Genomic DNA, 14768 nt, shown 5'->3' with positions numbered 1-14768 from the left:
GGCAAGCGGGTTCTGATCCGCTCCGATCTCAACGTCCCGGTCAAGAACGGCAAGGTCACCTCCGATGCGCGGATCACCGCGTCGCTGCCGACCTTCGAGCACTGCCTCAAGGCCGGCGCTAAGGTCATGGTGATGTCACATCTGGGGCGTCCGGAAGAGGGTGTCTACTCGGAGGAAAACTCGCTGGCGCCGGTCGCCGCCGATCTTGGCGCGAAGCTGGGCCGCGAGGTGCGCCTGGTCAAGGAGTATCTGGAGACTGCCCCTGAGGTCGCCGACGGCGAGTTGGTGCTGCTCGAGAACGTGCGCTTCAACAAAGGTGAGAAGAAGGACGATGAGGCGCTCTCAAAGCAGTATGCCGCGCTCTGTGATGTCTATGTGATGGACGCCTTCGGCACCGCCCACCGCGCCCAGGCCTCGACCCACGGCGCTGGCAAGTTCGCCCCCACCGCTTGTGCGGGCTTGCTGCTGGCCGAGGAGCTGGACGCGCTGCAAAAGGCGCTGGCCGAGCCCAAGCGGCCGATGGTTGCGATCGTCGGCGGCTCCAAGGTCTCGACCAAGCTGACCGTGCTCGAGGCGCTGTCGACCAAGGTTGACCAGCTGGTGGTCGGCGGCGGTATCGCCAATACCTTCATCAAGGCCGCTGGACATGAGGTCGGCAAGTCGCTCTGCGAGGACGACCTGGTCGAGACCGCCAAGGCGCTGATGGAGAAGATGACCGCCAACAACGCCACCATCCCGATCGCGACCGACGTGGTCTGTGGCAAACAGTTTGATGAGAACGAGCCGGCGGTGACCAAGCCGGTGGCCGAGGTTGCCGCTGACGATATGATCTTCGACATCGGCCCGGATAGCGCCAAGGCGCTCGCCGAGGTCATCAAGAACGCCGGCACCGTGGTCTGGAACGGCCCGGTTGGCGTGTTCGAGTTCGATCAGTTTGGCGAGGGCACCAAGACCATCTCGATGGCGATCGCCGAGACCGATGCCTTTACCTTGGCTGGCGGTGGCGACACCATCGCGGCAATCCAGAAGTACGACATCTATGATCGCGTGTCGTACATCTCCACCGCTGGCGGCGCCTTCCTCGAATATCTCGAAGGCAAGACCCTGCCGGCCGTGGCGATGCTCGAAGCACGCGCGAAGGACTAACCAACCTAGATTATCGCTCGATCCTCGTCATCGCTGAATCTTCGCGTCTGCGCAGAGCGCGATCTTTCTGAGTGAAACAAACACACTATGCCAAGACGTACCAAGATCGTTGCGACCTTCGGCCCTGCTACCGATGCGCCTGGTGTGCTCGAAGCCATGATGGATGCGGGCCTCAATGTGGTGCGGCTGAATATGTCGCACGATTCGCATGATCGCCATCTGGAGCGCGCGCGTAGGGTTCGTGAGGCGGCGAAGGCGAAAGGACATCCACTGGGACTGCTCATCGACTTGCAGGGGCCCAAGATCCGCATTGGCCGCTTTGTCGATGGCGCGGTCGAGCTTGCGGATGGCGCTGCCTTTGCGATCGACGCTGAATGCCCGCTGGATGCTGGTGACCGTACGCGCGTCGGGACCACCTTGCCGAGCATGATCAAGGATGTCGCCCCAGGAGACGTCCTATTGCTTGATGACGGGGCTATTGAGCTGCGGGTCGAGTCTGTATCCGGGTCTCGGATCGACTGTACCGTCATGTTCGGCGGCCGTCTGTCGAACAACAAGGGCATTAATAAGAAGGGCGGCGGGCTTTCGGCTCCGGCGCTGACCGAGAAGGATCAGGCCGACATCCTCTTTGCCGCCGAGGTGGAGGCCGATTACCTGGCCGTTTCCTTCGTCTCCAATGGCGACGATATTCGGCTCGCGCGGCAACTGCTCGAGGAGGCGGGCGGCAAGGGCGGGATTGTTGCCAAGATCGAGCGCGCGGAGGCGCTGAACGCACTCGAGGATATTATCGACGCCTCGGATGCGGTGATGGTGGCTCGCGGCGATCTCGGGGTCGAGATCGGCGATGCCGAGCTGCCGGCAGTGCAGAAACGACTGATCAGCATGGCCCGTGATCGCAATAGTGTGGTGATCACCGCCACGCAGATGATGCAGTCGATGATCGAGAACCCGATCCCGACTCGGGCCGAGGTCTTCGACGTCGCTAACGCGGTGCTCGACGGCACTGACGCCGTCATGCTGTCGGCCGAGACGTCCGTGGGCAAGAACCCGGCCAAGGTGGTCGAGTCGATGTCACGCATCTGCGCCGAGGCCGAGAAGGAGCGCCTAGTTCGGCGGTCCAGCCATCGGCTCGACACGGTCTTCGGGCGCGTCGATGAGGCCATCGCGATGGCGACCATGTATACCGCCAATCATCTTGGCGTGAAGGCCATCGCGGCGTTGACCGAGTCCGGCTCCACGGTCAAATGGATGTCGCGCATCAGCTCCGGCATCCCCATCTACGCGATGACCCGCCAGGTGCCAACCCGCCGAAAAGTGACCCTTTTCCGAGGCGTCTATCCGGTAAGATTCGATGTCTCGAGCACCAACATCCATGAGGTCAACAAGGAGGTCATCGAAGAATTGCTGCGTCATGGTACCGTCCAAGAAGGCGATCTAGTGCTCATTACCAAGGGCGATCGCAGCGGGGTCGAGGGACAGACCAATATCATGAAGATCATGCGCGTCGGCGAGCATCGGTTGCTCGCCGGCGAGTGATGAATCGGCCTCCAGCTGATTGATCGGCAGCCGACTGTTTTTAAGCCAACCGCCTATTTTCAACGACAGAGGAGAACCGCAATGGCCCTTATTTCGCTTCGCCAATTGCTAGACCACGCCGCTGAGTATCAGTATGGCGTTCCAGCCTTCAACGTGAACAACCTCGAGCAGATGCGGGCCATTATGGAGGCGGCCGACGAGACCGATTCTCCAGTGATCTGCCAGGCTTCTGCGGGTGCCCGCAAGTATGCTGGCGCCCCCTTCCTACGCCACCTGATCTTGGCCGCGACCGAGGAGTTTCCACATATTCCCGTCGTCATGCATCAGGATCATGGCTCGTCGCCAGCGGTTTGCATCCGTTCGATCCAGCTGGGCTTTAGCTCGGTGATGATGGATGGCTCGCTCGGCGAAGACATGAAGACGCCGATGGACTACGACTACAACGCGAGCACCACCCGCCAGGTGGTCGATATGGCGCATGCCTGCGGTGTCTCGGTTGAGGGTGAGCTTGGCTGCCTCGGCTCACTCGAGTCTGGCATGGCTGGCGAAGAAGACGGCTCCGGTGCCGAGGGCGTGCTGGATCACAGCCAGCTGCTGACCGATCCGGAAGAGGCGGCCAAGTTTGTTGCCGATACCAAGGTTGACGCCCTGGCGATCGCCATCGGTACCAGCCATGGCGCCTACAAGTTCACCCGTCCGCCGACCGGCGACATCCTGGCCATCGAGCGCATCAAGGAGATCCATGCCCGCATCCCAGATACCCATTTGGTCATGCACGGCTCCTCATCGGTGCCGCAGGAGTGGCTGAAGATCATCGACCAGTTCGGTGGCGCCATGGGCGAGACCTACGGCGTGCCGGTCGATGAGATCGCCGAGGGCATCAAGAACGGCGTGCGTAAGGTCAACATCGACACCGACCTGCGCATGGCCTCGACCGGCGCCATTCGCCAGCATCTGGCCGAGAACCCGAAGAACTTCGACCCGCGCAAGTATCTTGCGGCCTCAACCAAGGCCATGAAGGAGATCTGCCGGGCGCGTTATGAGGCCTTTGGCACCGCTGGCAACGCGAGCAAGATTCGTGCACTCTCACTCGAGGCCATGACCGCGCGTTACGCGAGCGGTGAGCTTGACCCCAAGGTCAACTGATCCTAGGTCGCGTTCTTGGCGATCGCAAAGGGCGCTTCGGCGCCCTTTTTGCTGCTGGCCATGCAATGACAAGCAACCTTACCAACACCGGCTCGGCGAGTGAAGCCATGGCTGCTGTCTACCAGGTCAAAGAGGTGTTCCATACCTTGCAGGGTGAGGGCGCGCGCGCTGGCCGCGCGGCGGTGTTTTGCCGCTTTTCGGGCTGTAACCTCTGGTCTGGACTAGAGCCTGACCGGGCGAGCGCAACCTGTCGCTTTTGCGATACCGATTTTCGCGGCACCGATGGCCCTAGCGGCGGGCGGTTCGCCGACGCCGAGGCACTCGCCGACCATATCCAGGCGCAGTGGCAGGCTGTTGCCGGAGGCCGGGCCCGGGAAGCTCGCTACGTCGTCTGCACCGGCGGTGAGCCGCTACTGCAGCTCGACGCGGCCTTGCTTGCCGCCCTCCATGAACGCGACTTCGAGGTTGCGGTCGAGACCAACGGTACGCGGCTTGCGCCATCTGGCATCGATTGGCTCTGCGTCAGTCCAAAGGCGGATGCACCGCTGGCGCTGAGCTCCGGGGATGAGCTGAAATTGGTGTTTCCGCAGCCTGAAGCACCGCCGGAGCGCTTTGTGGATTTCGATTTCGCGCATTTCTTCCTGCAACCCATGGATGGACCGCAGCGGGTCGAGTACACCCAGCGCGCGATCGACTATTGCAGACGTCATCCACAGTGGCGTCTAAGCCTGCAGCTACACAAGCTGCTCGGTATCCCCTAGCAGAGAGGGTCTGAATGGCTGGGTGTTCTGTCGGTTGCTGAGATCAAGCCCAATGCTGGCCGTTAGCTGCCACCGGCGCGCTGCGCTGCCGATGGCTCGTTTGTCGCCGCCAAGTTCGGTGCCTTGAGCGTACCGCCCTGCGCCAATGCGCTGCGGAGTCTGTCACCGGTACCCGCAGGGACTAAGACCAGGTGTGGGCCGTTTGGCAACGTCTTGCCGCGCTTCAGTCCAGGGTTGAGTCGTTTTAGCTGGGTCAGGGTGACGCCGCAGGCATGCGCGGCCTCAGCGAGATCGATCTGTTGCCCGGACTCGACCACCTCGACCAGCGGTCGATTGGCGATTGCTGGCATGGAAAGCCCGAGCGCATCATGTTCGCGCACGAGCTTCGCGATCGCGAGTAGCTTGGGCACGTAGTTCTCCGTCTCGGTCGGCAGGTCGAGGGACCAGAAATCAACCGGCTTGCCGGCTGCTTTATTGGCCCGCTGCGCCGCCCGAACGCGCGCGGGACCAGCGTTGTAACCGGCCAGTGCGAGCGCCCAGTCGCCGCCGAGCTCGCGATGCAGTTGCTGTAGATAGGCGATGGCCCCTCGCGTCGAGGCCAAGATATCGTTGCGGCCGTCGTACCAGCTGTTTTGTCTGAGGCCCATCTCGACGCCGGTATAGGGCATGAACTGCCACATGCCGGTCGCGCTTTTAGGCGAGACTGCGTGCGGGTTATAGCGGCTCTCGACCTCGGGCAGCAGGGCTAGTTCGGCCGGCAGACCATGGCGCTCGAGCTCTTCAATGATCAGGTGCAGATAGGGCTGCGCCCGCTTGCTCAGATCCGTGAGATAATGGCTGTTCTGCTTGAGTGTGCGCACCGCCCGCTCGACGCGCTCATGATGGTGGATCCCAAGGCGTTCGCCATGACGGACGCGATCCCAGAGATCGCCGCCCGCTCCGCGATCGACATAGCGATGTCGGCTCCTAGTCTTGCCGTCGTCGCGACCGATGACCCGGACGTCGATCGCGGGGCGAACATAGCCGTACTCTCGAGCTGAGACCGAAAAGGTCTGGCCACTACTGGCGATGGTATCCTCGGGCGGCTGGTGGCTGGCGCAGCCGATGAGCTGGAGCGGAAGGCCGATCGCGACGCAGGCAAGCAGGGAGGTTCGAGCAGCACTTTGCATAAAAGACCGAGCAGCGACTGGAGAAAAAGATGCGCTTCGTTCTTGTTTTGTCGCGCTTCGCGGCTCAAATATACGGGAAAACCCGGAGGCTTTCCAGCGCACTTTCCAGCGCAAGGTGCGATCCATGTCGAGCCCTTCAATGATGTCCCGCCAGCAGGACGACAGCGCGGCTCTGGATGACCTTGCTGAGTGGTTCAAGACGCCAATTGGCCGCGAGGTCGTTCAGCTTGAGCGTGAATGTATCGAACGGATGATCGAGAATTCCTTTGGCCATTTTCTGGTGCAGGTCGGCTGCATGAGCGACTTCCGTGGCGCCTTCGAGCATAGCCGTATCCGGTCGCATGTGGTGCTCAGCGAACCCCCCTGCTCGGACTGGTCAGGCTCGCCCCTGCGCGCGAAACCGGCTGAGCTTCCATTAGCGCCGGTGAGTGTTGATGCCTTGCTGCTGCCGCACACGCTCGATTTCGCCTTGCAGCCGCAACGCGTGCTGCGCGAGGCCGAGCGTGTTCTGATCCCGGAGGGGCGTATCCTGATCATCGGCTTCAATCCATTGAGTCCTTGGGGCCTGATGCGTGGGGCGCTGCGCCATCGGCAAGCACCCTGGGGTGGCAATCAGTTAACCTCATCCCGCCTCATCGACTGGCTCGACCTGCTGGGCTTTCAGTTGGAGGTGCGACACTGGTTATTATTTCGGCCACCTCTGCGGTCCGCCTTTAGCCAGCGCCTCAATTGGCTCGAAGAAGCCGGTACACGCTGGTGGCCCCTGTTTGGTGGCATCTATGTGGTGCGCGCGGTCAAGCGCGTGAGCCTTTCCACTCCGCTGCGACCGCGCTGGAGACAACGCCCAGCATTTCTGCCCAGCGGCGCCGTGAAGCCAACCGCCCGTGAAGGTCATCATGTCCGCTAGTCAGTTGTCTGCCGCAAAGGCGCAGAATGAACGCCCAACGGCCGTTGAGGTCTTCACCGATGGCGCCTGTAAGGGGAATCCGGGGCCCGGTGGTTGGGGGGCGTTGATGCGTTATGGCGCACACGAGAAGGAGCTCTTCGGAGGTGAGTCGCAGACCACGAATAACCGGATGGAATTGATGGCAGTGATTCAAGCACTTGAGACCCTCAAGCGGCAGAGCAGCGTGATACTGACCGTCGATTCGCGCTATGTACAGGATGGGGTCGAGCGCTGGATGGCGCGTTGGAAGCGCAATGGCTGGATGACCAAGCAGGGGAGTCCGGTGAAGAACCAGGATCTCTGGCAACGTCTCGATCAGGCACTGGCTGGCCATCGCGTGAGCTGGCGTTGGGTCCGCGGCCACAGTGGACATGCGGAGAATGAGCGTGCCGACCAACTCGCCAACCGGGGCATCCCAAAGCGGGCCTGATCCCCAGGCTCAGATCTCCCAGGCTAAACAGTTTAGGAAGGGTGTGATGCGACAGCTTGTTGTCGATACGGAAACCACCGGGCTTGAGCCCAGCGAAGGGCATCGGGTCATCGAGATCGGCTGTGTCGAGGTGGTTGAGCGCCAGCTGACCAAGGCCAACTTTCACCGCTATCTTCAACCGGATCGCGAGATCGATGCCGGAGCAGTTGCGGTGCATGGGATCTCGAATGCCTTCCTCGCCGACAAACCGCGCTTTGCCGAGATCGCCGAAGAGTTGATTGACTATCTGCGTGGCGCCGAGCTGATCATCCACAATGCCGCGTTTGATGTCGGATTTTTGAATCATGAGCTGAGCCAATGGCGTCCAAATGCCCCCCGCATCGAGGATTTATGCACGGTTGTCGACACCCTCGCATTAGCGCGGCAGCGGCATCCTGGGCAACGCAACAGCCTTGATGCGCTCTGTCGGCGCTACGAGATTGATAACAGTCGCCGCGATTTGCACGGGGCCTTGCTTGACGCCGAGATCCTTGCCGACGTCTATCTGGCGATGACCGGCGGTCAGGTCGCGCTGGCGCTCGGCAGCGAGTCCACCCCTGATCATCACGGCGGGCAGGCCGAGGCTGGGGTCTTACCGAGACGGGTGCGGAAGGACAGGCCGCCACTGCGCATCCTGCGTGCGACAGATCTTGAACGCTCTGCACACCTCGCCCGTCTCCAGGCGATCAACGCTGCGAGCGACGGCGGCTGTGTCTGGATGTCGTTGTCGGGCAAGACCAGAGCACCCTAGGCCCATCGTCCATGCCGGAGTCTTACCTACCTGGGTTCGGCAAACAGACTCCGGTGTGCCGAGGGGCTTGAACCCGGCAAGGCGTTTGAATCTGGCAGGACGGTGCCGCGGTCAATTCGAGCGCTGTTTATGGGCACTGGATGGCGGTGCACCGGCCATCATCTCGAGCGCGCTCAGGTTGAGTACCTCGACGTGCTTGCGATCGACACGGAGCATGCCGTCTTCTTGGAAACGGGTGAAGAGCCGGCTGACGGTTTCGACCGCGAGACCAAGATAGCTGCCGATCTCATGCCTGGACATGCTCAGGTAGAAGTCGGTTGGCGACAAACCACGCTTGCTGAGTCGGCTCGACATGCTGGTGAGGAAGGCCGCGAGTCGCTCCTCGGCATTCTTCTTGCCGAGCAGCAGCAGCATATCGGCGTCCTGCCCGATCTCCTTGCTCAACAGACGATACATCTGGTGCTGCAGCGAGGGGATCGAGGCCGCGAGCTCCTCGAAGCGTTGGAAAGGCACCTCGCAGATCGCTGAGGTCTCGAGCACCTTGGCAGAGCAGGCATGGCAAGACTTGTCGATCGCATCCAGGCCGATGATCTCACCGGGAAGATGGAAACCAAGCACCTGCTCGCCGCCTTCCTCACTCGGCGCATAGGTCTTCACCGAGCCCGTCTTGACGACATAGAGGGAGCGGAAACGCTCGCCACCTCGGAACAGGTGGTCGCCGCGATGCAGTGGGCGAGAGCGTTTGATGATGGAGTCGAGGCGATCGACATCTTCCGGCGCGAGTCCCATCGGCAGACAGAGCTGCGATAGTGAGCAATTCTTGCAGGCGACTCGGATCGTGTCGAACGAGATAACTTTTCGCTGAGTCAAAGCAAGCTTCCAGTGTGTGGTTTAACCGTATTCTGCAACTCAAGTTGACATGCATCAAGCGTCAATCTGATTTGCATACACGCGCGTTGCGTATTGAAATTAACGGTCAGGATTTCGCGGGGCACACGCAAACGCTGTCGCGAGGGGCGGCAAGCGTGACGATGAGGGCGTTACAGTCCGGTGCTCGCTTCCGATCAGGGCCATCTGCGCGCTCGCTGACAGCCCTTGGGCACGGCCGGCGGAAAATAGAAAAAGCCGCGCCGAGGCGCGGCTTGGGCAGAAACGGTAATGAGCCGTTACTTACTTGGCCTCAGGAGCAGCCGGGGCGGCTGGAGCCATCGGCGCGCCGTAAGGCATGCCATAAGGGGCGCCGTAGCCGTAAGGGGCACCATAGCCGTAACCTGGATAGCCGTAGCCATAGCCGGGGTAGCCATAGCCGTAACCGTCGCCATAGCCGCGACCATAGCCATAGCCGCGCCCGCGGCCATAACCCCGGCCACCACCGCTCATGCTCATGTTGAAGTCGCCGTAGCCGTCACCCAACATGTCGCTGAACATGTCGCCCATGCCGTCGCCCCAACCGTTGCCGTAGCCAGGACCACCGTAGCCGGGGCCGCCCCACCATGCCTGGGCAGCGCTCATCGAGAAGGCAGCGCTGGTGGCAATGGCGGCAATGCCCATGACCTTTGCAAACTTGTTCATTGTGATGCTCCGTAAGGGTGGTAAATCGATCCGCCGCAGCCCCTGCGATCTGTGTGGGTCAGCTCCGCGTCGAGCTGCGATGGAGGTCCGCAGAGAACGAACGCCGCGGAGTATACGTGCAGCGGATACTGCTTGTGAAGTCCATGATCGACGCCATGGCATCGGACCTTTCTCGGTCGGAATTGTGAGGTCGCAGCCAATTTGCTACCTTGAGAGGGGTATCCTATCCAGACCCAAGTCGTCTGCCTCCACAGGTCATGCCCAAGTTTATTTTCGTTACCGGCGGCGTTGTCTCGTCGCTCGGCAAAGGTATTGCGTCCGCGTCCCTGGCTGCGCTGCTCGAAGCGCGCGGTCTCAAGGTGACGATGATCAAGCTCGATCCCTACATCAATGTCGATCCGGGCACCATGAGTCCGTTTCAGCATGGTGAGGTTTATGTCACCGATGATGGTGCCGAGACTGATCTTGATCTCGGACACTATGAGCGCTTCCTCCGCACACGGATGGGGCGCAACAACAACTTCACCACCGGCCAGATCTACGAGAGCGTGATCCGCAAGGAGCGCCGGGGCGACTACCTCGGTCGTACCGTGCAGGTGATCCCGCACATCACCGACGAGATCAAGGCGTCGATCCGCCTCGGTGCCGACGAGACCGATGTCGCCATCGTTGAGATCGGTGGCACTGTCGGCGACATCGAATCGCTGCCCTTTTTGGAGGCGATCAGGCAGATGCGGGTCGAGGTCGGCGTCGAGAACGCGCTGTTCATGCACCTCACCCTGGTGCCGTTCATCCCGGCCGCCGGCGAGATCAAGACCAAGCCGACTCAGCACTCGGTCAAGGAGCTGCGCTCGATCGGTATCCAGCCGGACATCCTGCTCTGCCGCGCCGAACGCGACCTGCCAGATGAGGAACGGCGTAAGATCGCGCTCTTCACCAATGTTCCGGAGCGGGCGGTGATCTCAGCGATCGATGCCGATCATATCTACCGCATTCCAATGCTGTTGCACGCGCAGGAGCTCGATGCGCTGGTGGTCAACCAATTCCGCCTCGAGGTTCCGGAGGCCGATCTGTCCGAGTGGCAGCGGGTGCTCAAGGGGCTCGAGCATCCGCAAGAGCGGGTCACCATCGGCATGGTCGGCAAGTACATGGGGCTGACCGAGGCCTATAAGTCGCTCTCTGAGGCCCTGATCCATGCCGGCGTGCAGACCAGCACCCGGGTCAATATCCGTTATCTCGACGCGGAGGAGATCGAGACCAAGGGGCCGGGCTGCCTCGATGGGCTTGACGCGGTGTTGGTTCCAGGCGGCTTTGGCGAGCGTGGCATCGAGGGTAAGATCGGCGCGGTGAGCTATGCGCGCAAGCAGCGCATCCCCTATCTGGGAATCTGCCTTGGCATGCAGGTCGCCGTCATTGAGTACGCGCGCAATGTGGCCAAGCTGGAGGGCGCCCATAGCACCGAGTTCCAGCAAGAGACGCCGCATCCCGTGATCGCCTTGATTACCGAGTGGCAAACCGAACAGGGCAAGCGCGAGACGCGCAATGCGGAATCCGATAAGGGCGGCACCATGCGCCTTGGCGGGCAGAACTGCCGGTTGGAGCCGGGAAGCCTGGCGCGCGCAACCTACGGCACCCCCCAGGTGCGCGAGCGGCACCGGCATCGCTATGAGTTCAACAACCGCTATTGTGATGTCTTGAAAGACGCTGGGCTGCGCTTCTCTGGCTGGTCGTTGGACTCGAAACTGGTCGAGATCGTTGAGATCCCCGATCATCCCTGGTTCGTCGGCTGTCAGTTCCATCCTGAGTTCACCTCGACTCCGCGTGACGGCCATCCGCTGTTCCGTGGGTTCATCGAAGCGGCCTTGGCGTATCAACAGCGCAAGGGCCGCGAGCTGACCGGCACCCATGCCAGTGCATCGCGGCCACTTAAAGGGCCGAAGGAGCTGGTCTGATGCAACTCTGCGGCTACGAGGTCGGCCTTGAACATCCGCTATTCCTGATCGCCGGTCCCTGCGTGATCGAGAGCGAGACGTTGGCGCAGGAGACCGCCGGGCGACTGCAAGAGATGACCCAGGCCTTGGGGATGGCATTCATCTTCAAGTCCTCCTTCGATAAGGCCAATCGTTCATCGATCGACGGTTTTCGCGGCTTAGGTGTCGAGAATGGACTGAAGATCCTTGAGGGGGTTCGCGAGCGCATCGGTGTTCCGGTGCTGACAGATGTGCACGAAGAGACGCCGCTAGCTGAGGTCGCCGCCGTCGTCGATGTATTGCAGACGCCGGCATTCCTCTGTCGTCAGACCAACTTCATCCTGGCGGTCGCCTCGCAAGGACGGCCGGTGAACATCAAGAAGGGCCAATTCCTGGCGCCTTGGGATATGGCGCTTGTGGTCGAAAAGGCGCGTTCAACTGGCAACCAGGAACTGATGGTCTGTGAGCGCGGGGTCAGCTTCGGCTATAACAACCTGGTCTCGGACATGCGCTCGCTGGCGGTGATGCGCGAGACAGCCTGTCCGGTCGTGTTCGATGCGACACACTCGGTGCAGCTGCCGGGTGGCCAAGGGCGCAGCTCGGGCGGCCAGCGCGAGTTCGTGCCTGTCTTGGCGCGCGCTGCTGTAGCGGCGGGCGTTGCCGGCCTCTTCATGGAGACCCATCCGAATCCGGACCAGGCAAAGAGTGATGGACCCAATGCCTGGCCACTAGATCGGATGGCCGAGCTCTTGGGAACCCTTGCGGAGCTTGATCGGCTGGTTAAGATCCATGGATTTCCGGAGCAACGGCTCTAACAGACCCAATCGCGAATCGAGCGTCGCGCTGGTCCCTGAGCTACACCCTTTTTTGCGCTTTCAAAGAGGTTCACCCCATGTCTGAAATCGTTGATGTCCGCGCCCGTGAGATCCTGGATTCGCGCGGTAACCCCACTGTTGAGGTGGATGTGATCACGGCCGAAGGTGCCCTCGGTCGGGCCGCGGTGCCGTCCGGCGCCTCGACCGGTTCGCGCGAGGCCCTTGAGCTACGAGATGGTGATCAATCGCGCTATCTTGGCAAAGGCGTGTTGACTGCCTGTGCCAATGTGAATGGCGAGCTGCGTGATGTGGTCGCAGGCCTTGAAGTGACCCATCAGGAGGCGCTGGATCGGGCCATGATCGAGCTCGATGGCACCGAGAATAAGGCGCGGCTCGGAGCCAACGCCATCCTTGGCGTGTCCATGGCCGCGGCCCACGCGGCCGCGCAAGAAAAGGCTGTGCCACTCTATCAATCCCTGGGTAACGGCGATTATCGCCTCCCGGTGCCAATGATGAACATCATCAACGGCGGTGAGCACGCCGATAACAGCGTCGACTTCCAAGAGTTCATGATCTTACCAGTTGGCGCACCGAGCCTGCGTGAGGCCGTGCGCTGGGGCGCCGAGGTCTTCCATGCACTGAAAGCCGTGCTGAATGGGCGCGGACTGGCCACGGCCGTGGGTGATGAAGGGGGATTTGCGCCAGACCTGCCGAGCAACGAGGCCGCGATCGAGGTCATCCTTGAGGCCATCGAGAAGGCTGGCTATAAGGCGGGGCAGGACATCTACTTAGGCATGGATGTCGCCGCCTCCGAGTTCTACGAGGACGGTGTCTACAATCTGAAGGGCGAGGGCCGCAAGCTCGACGCTGCCGGCATGACCGATCTGCTACTGGACTGGGTTGGCAAGTATCCGATCATCAGTATCGAGGACGGCCTAGCCGAGGGTGATTGGGATGGCTGGAAGGATCATACCGAGCGGCTCGGCGGCAAGGTGCAGCTGGTTGGCGACGATCTTTTCGTTACCAACACCAAGATCCTGAAAGAAGGGATCGACAAGGGGATTGCCAACTCGATCCTGATCAAGGTCAACCAGATCGGCTCCTTGACTGAGACCCTAGAAGCCATTCAGATGGCGCAGAAGGCCGGCTACACCGCCGTTGTCTCGCATCGCTCGGGCGAGACCGAGGACACCACCATTGCCGATCTGGTCGTCGCTGCGGCAACGGGTCAGATCAAGACCGGCTCGCTCTCGCGCACCGATCGGGTGGCAAAATACAACCAGCTGATGCGGATCGAGGATCAGCTTGCGGATGCCGCCTTGTATGCTGGCCGCGATGCCTTCAAGCAACCCTTATGACGCTGAAGGCGCGGCAGCGATGCGGCCGCGCCTGCTGTGGTTCTGTAAAGCTATCGAAGCAGAGGATGTGACTCGATGCGCTGGCTCCTGTTGGTCATGGTGGTCCTCCTCGGGCTCCTTCAGTTTCGCCTCTGGGTAGGCGATGGCAGCCTTGCCGAACTGCATGAGCTGCGCGGGCTGATTGCTGAGACCGAGCAGGAACTGCGTCATTTACAGGCCCGCAACTATGCGCTCGCGGCAGAGGTCGAGGACCTGAAGACCGGCCTTGATGCGATCGAGGAGCGGGCACGCAGTGAGCTCGGCATGATCCAATCCGGTGAGGTCTTTTTGCAGGTGGTTGAGAAGCCGGTCGAGGGCAAGTCACCATGACAGCAGCCCGGCAACATTGGGTTGTGCTCCCGGCGGCTGGCGCGGGCCGTCGTTTTGGCGGCCCAATCCCTAAACAGTATTTGCCCCTGGGGGGTCGCCGCGTGATCGAGCACAGCCTGGCTGTCTTCGTTCAGCATCCGCTGATGGCAGGTTGTGCAGTGGCGTTGAGTCCTGAAGATGAGTGGTGGCAAGAGACGGCTTATGCGCATCATCCGGCAGTCAAGCGCGTGGCCGGTGGCGCTGAACGGTCCGATTCGGTTGCGCATGCCCTTGCTGCCTTGGCGGATCAGGCGTCGGATGATGATTGGATCTTGGTGCATGATGCGGCCAGGCCCTGTTTGACGACCGGGGATCTCGATCGGCTACTTGCGGCCTTGCTGGACGAGCCCGTCGGCGCCCTGTTGGCGGTGCCGATGCATGATACGGTCAAGGCCGCCGAGGACGCCTTTGGCGCTCGGGTCGAGCGTACGCTGCCGCGCCAACAGTTGTGGCGCGCCTATACGCCGCAAGCCTTTCGGCTCGGACAGCTCCGCGAGGCACTGGCCTATTGCCGAGCACAGGGTATTGCCATCACCGATGATGCCAGCGCCATGGAGCAGCTTGGGCTTCGCCCGCTACTGGTCGAAGGCCGCGCTGACAACATCAAGATCACCCGGCCCGAGGACCTTCCCTTGGCCGAGTTCTTCCTTGAACAAGCGCGCCACCGGAAGCGCGACCAGGAGCGATGATGAAACAGATAGACCCCATGTGGGATCGGCTG

Annotated in this window: 15 protein-coding genes; 12 read left to right on the top strand and 3 right to left on the bottom strand. The window is 61.6% G+C overall.

Features of this window, described 5'->3' with window-relative positions:
- The 4 genes from VBE63_RS09300 to queE form a co-directional block, all read left to right on the top strand.
- The coding region (locus VBE63_RS09300; RefSeq protein WP_323682736.1) for a phosphoglycerate kinase at positions 1-1146 on the top strand (1146 nt) is incomplete at its 5' end.
- Between the two features lie 87 nt (positions 1147-1233).
- Positions 1234-2682 carry a pyruvate kinase gene (pyk, locus tag VBE63_RS09295; protein WP_323682735.1) on the top strand — a complete coding sequence of 483 codons (1449 nt, stop codon included), beginning with the start codon at positions 1234-1236 and terminating at the stop codon, positions 2680-2682.
- 81 nt (positions 2683-2763) lie between these two features.
- Positions 2764-3828 carry a class II fructose-bisphosphate aldolase gene (gene fba / locus VBE63_RS09290; protein ID WP_323682734.1) on the top strand — a complete coding sequence of 355 codons (1065 nt, stop codon included), beginning with the start codon at positions 2764-2766 and terminating at the stop codon, positions 3826-3828.
- Between the two features lie 107 nt (positions 3829-3935).
- Entirely contained in the window at positions 3936-4589 is a 654-nt protein-coding gene (gene queE / locus VBE63_RS09285) for a 7-carboxy-7-deazaguanine synthase (protein ID WP_323682733.1), read from the top strand.
- Positions 4590-4651: 62 nt separating this feature from the next.
- On the opposite strand, the gene VBE63_RS09280 is transcribed toward queE, so the two are convergent.
- The gene (locus VBE63_RS09280) at positions 4652-5758 is read right to left on the bottom strand and encodes a transglycosylase SLT domain-containing protein (RefSeq protein ID WP_323682732.1); all 1107 of its coding nucleotides are present in this window, start codon (positions 5756-5758) and stop codon (positions 4652-4654) included.
- Positions 5759-5897: 139 nt separating this feature from the next.
- Between VBE63_RS09280 and VBE63_RS09275 the strand changes: the two genes are divergently transcribed.
- The 3 genes from VBE63_RS09275 to dnaQ are packed head-to-tail and all read left to right on the top strand — an operon-like array spanning position 5898 to position 7924.
- Complete coding sequence (locus tag VBE63_RS09275) at positions 5898-6665, top strand: class I SAM-dependent methyltransferase (RefSeq protein ID WP_323682731.1); 768 nt, start codon at positions 5898-5900, stop codon at positions 6663-6665.
- Positions 6655-7134 carry a ribonuclease HI gene (gene rnhA / locus VBE63_RS09270; RefSeq protein WP_323682730.1) on the top strand — a complete coding sequence of 160 codons (480 nt, stop codon included), beginning with the start codon at positions 6655-6657 and terminating at the stop codon, positions 7132-7134. Before VBE63_RS09275 ends, rnhA begins: the two co-directional genes overlap by 11 nt.
- Before the next feature lie 46 nt (positions 7135-7180).
- On the top strand, positions 7181-7924 hold the full coding sequence (gene dnaQ / locus VBE63_RS09265; RefSeq protein ID WP_323682729.1) for a DNA polymerase III subunit epsilon: 744 nt from the start codon (positions 7181-7183) through the stop codon (positions 7922-7924).
- Between the two features lie 111 nt (positions 7925-8035).
- Here the strand turns inward: dnaQ and fnr are convergent, their stop codons facing one another.
- Entirely contained in the window at positions 8036-8794 is a 759-nt protein-coding gene (gene fnr, locus VBE63_RS09260; protein ID WP_323682728.1) for a fumarate/nitrate reduction transcriptional regulator Fnr, read from the bottom strand.
- Between the two features lie 300 nt (positions 8795-9094).
- On the bottom strand, positions 9095-9496 hold the full coding sequence (locus tag VBE63_RS09255) for a sulfur globule family protein (RefSeq protein ID WP_323682727.1): 402 nt from the start codon (positions 9494-9496) through the stop codon (positions 9095-9097).
- A 257-nt stretch (positions 9497-9753) separates the two neighbouring features.
- Between VBE63_RS09255 and VBE63_RS09250 the strand changes: the two genes are divergently transcribed.
- The 5 genes from VBE63_RS09250 to ispD all read left to right on the top strand — a co-directional run bounded on the left by VBE63_RS09250 (position 9754) and on the right by ispD (position 14736).
- Positions 9754-11448: a CTP synthase gene (locus tag VBE63_RS09250; RefSeq protein ID WP_323682726.1), complete on the top strand. Its 1695-nt coding sequence runs from the start codon at positions 9754-9756 to the stop codon at positions 11446-11448.
- Positions 11448-12281 carry a 3-deoxy-8-phosphooctulonate synthase gene (gene kdsA, locus VBE63_RS09245; protein ID WP_323682725.1) on the top strand — a complete coding sequence of 278 codons (834 nt, stop codon included), beginning with the start codon at positions 11448-11450 and terminating at the stop codon, positions 12279-12281. The genes VBE63_RS09250 and kdsA overlap by 1 nt, the downstream gene beginning before the upstream one ends.
- Positions 12282-12358: 77 nt before the next feature.
- Positions 12359-13639: a phosphopyruvate hydratase gene (eno, locus tag VBE63_RS09240; protein ID WP_323682724.1), complete on the top strand. Its 1281-nt coding sequence runs from the start codon at positions 12359-12361 to the stop codon at positions 13637-13639.
- Positions 13640-13714: 75 nt separating this feature from the next.
- A complete protein-coding gene (gene ftsB / locus VBE63_RS09235) occupies positions 13715-14008 on the top strand; it encodes a cell division protein FtsB (protein ID WP_323682723.1) in 294 nt (97 codons plus the stop codon).
- Positions 14005-14736 (top strand): 2-C-methyl-D-erythritol 4-phosphate cytidylyltransferase, encoded by a 732-nt coding sequence (ispD, locus tag VBE63_RS09230; protein WP_323682722.1) that lies wholly within the window; start codon positions 14005-14007, stop codon positions 14734-14736. The genes ftsB and ispD overlap by 4 nt, the downstream gene beginning before the upstream one ends.
- Positions 14737-14768: the final 32 nt, after the last annotated feature.

The sequence above is a fragment of the Lamprobacter sp. genome (assembly GCF_034860625.1).
GTDB lineage: Bacteria > Pseudomonadota > Gammaproteobacteria > Chromatiales > Chromatiaceae > Lamprobacter.
The sequence above is the reverse complement of the archived record's forward strand: the minus strand, read 5'-3'. Positions and strand labels throughout refer to the sequence as shown.

Excerpts from the sequence above, each read along its gene's own strand:
- pyk (WP_323682735.1), top strand. The coding sequence starts at position 1,234 with ATGCCAAGACGTACCAAGATCGTTGCGACCTTCGGCCCTGCTACCGAT.
- fba (WP_323682734.1), top strand. The coding sequence starts at position 2,764 with ATGGCCCTTATTTCGCTTCGCCAATTGCTAGACCACGCCGCTGAGTAT.
- queE (WP_323682733.1), top strand. The coding sequence starts at position 3,936 with ATGGCTGCTGTCTACCAGGTCAAAGAGGTGTTCCATACCTTGCAGGGT.
- VBE63_RS09280 (WP_323682732.1), bottom strand. The coding sequence starts at position 5,758 with ATGCAAAGTGCTGCTCGAACCTCCCTGCTTGCCTGCGTCGCGATCGGC.
- VBE63_RS09275 (WP_323682731.1), top strand. The coding sequence starts at position 5,898 with ATGATGTCCCGCCAGCAGGACGACAGCGCGGCTCTGGATGACCTTGCT.
- rnhA (WP_323682730.1), top strand. The coding sequence starts at position 6,655 with ATGTCCGCTAGTCAGTTGTCTGCCGCAAAGGCGCAGAATGAACGCCCA.
- dnaQ (WP_323682729.1), top strand. The coding sequence starts at position 7,181 with ATGCGACAGCTTGTTGTCGATACGGAAACCACCGGGCTTGAGCCCAGC.
- VBE63_RS09255 (WP_323682727.1), bottom strand. The coding sequence starts at position 9,496 with ATGAACAAGTTTGCAAAGGTCATGGGCATTGCCGCCATTGCCACCAGC.
- VBE63_RS09250 (WP_323682726.1), top strand. The coding sequence starts at position 9,754 with ATGCCCAAGTTTATTTTCGTTACCGGCGGCGTTGTCTCGTCGCTCGGC.
- kdsA (WP_323682725.1), top strand. The coding sequence starts at position 11,448 with ATGCAACTCTGCGGCTACGAGGTCGGCCTTGAACATCCGCTATTCCTG.
- eno (WP_323682724.1), top strand. The coding sequence starts at position 12,359 with ATGTCTGAAATCGTTGATGTCCGCGCCCGTGAGATCCTGGATTCGCGC.
- ftsB (WP_323682723.1), top strand. The coding sequence starts at position 13,715 with ATGCGCTGGCTCCTGTTGGTCATGGTGGTCCTCCTCGGGCTCCTTCAG.
- ispD (WP_323682722.1), top strand. The coding sequence starts at position 14,005 with ATGACAGCAGCCCGGCAACATTGGGTTGTGCTCCCGGCGGCTGGCGCG.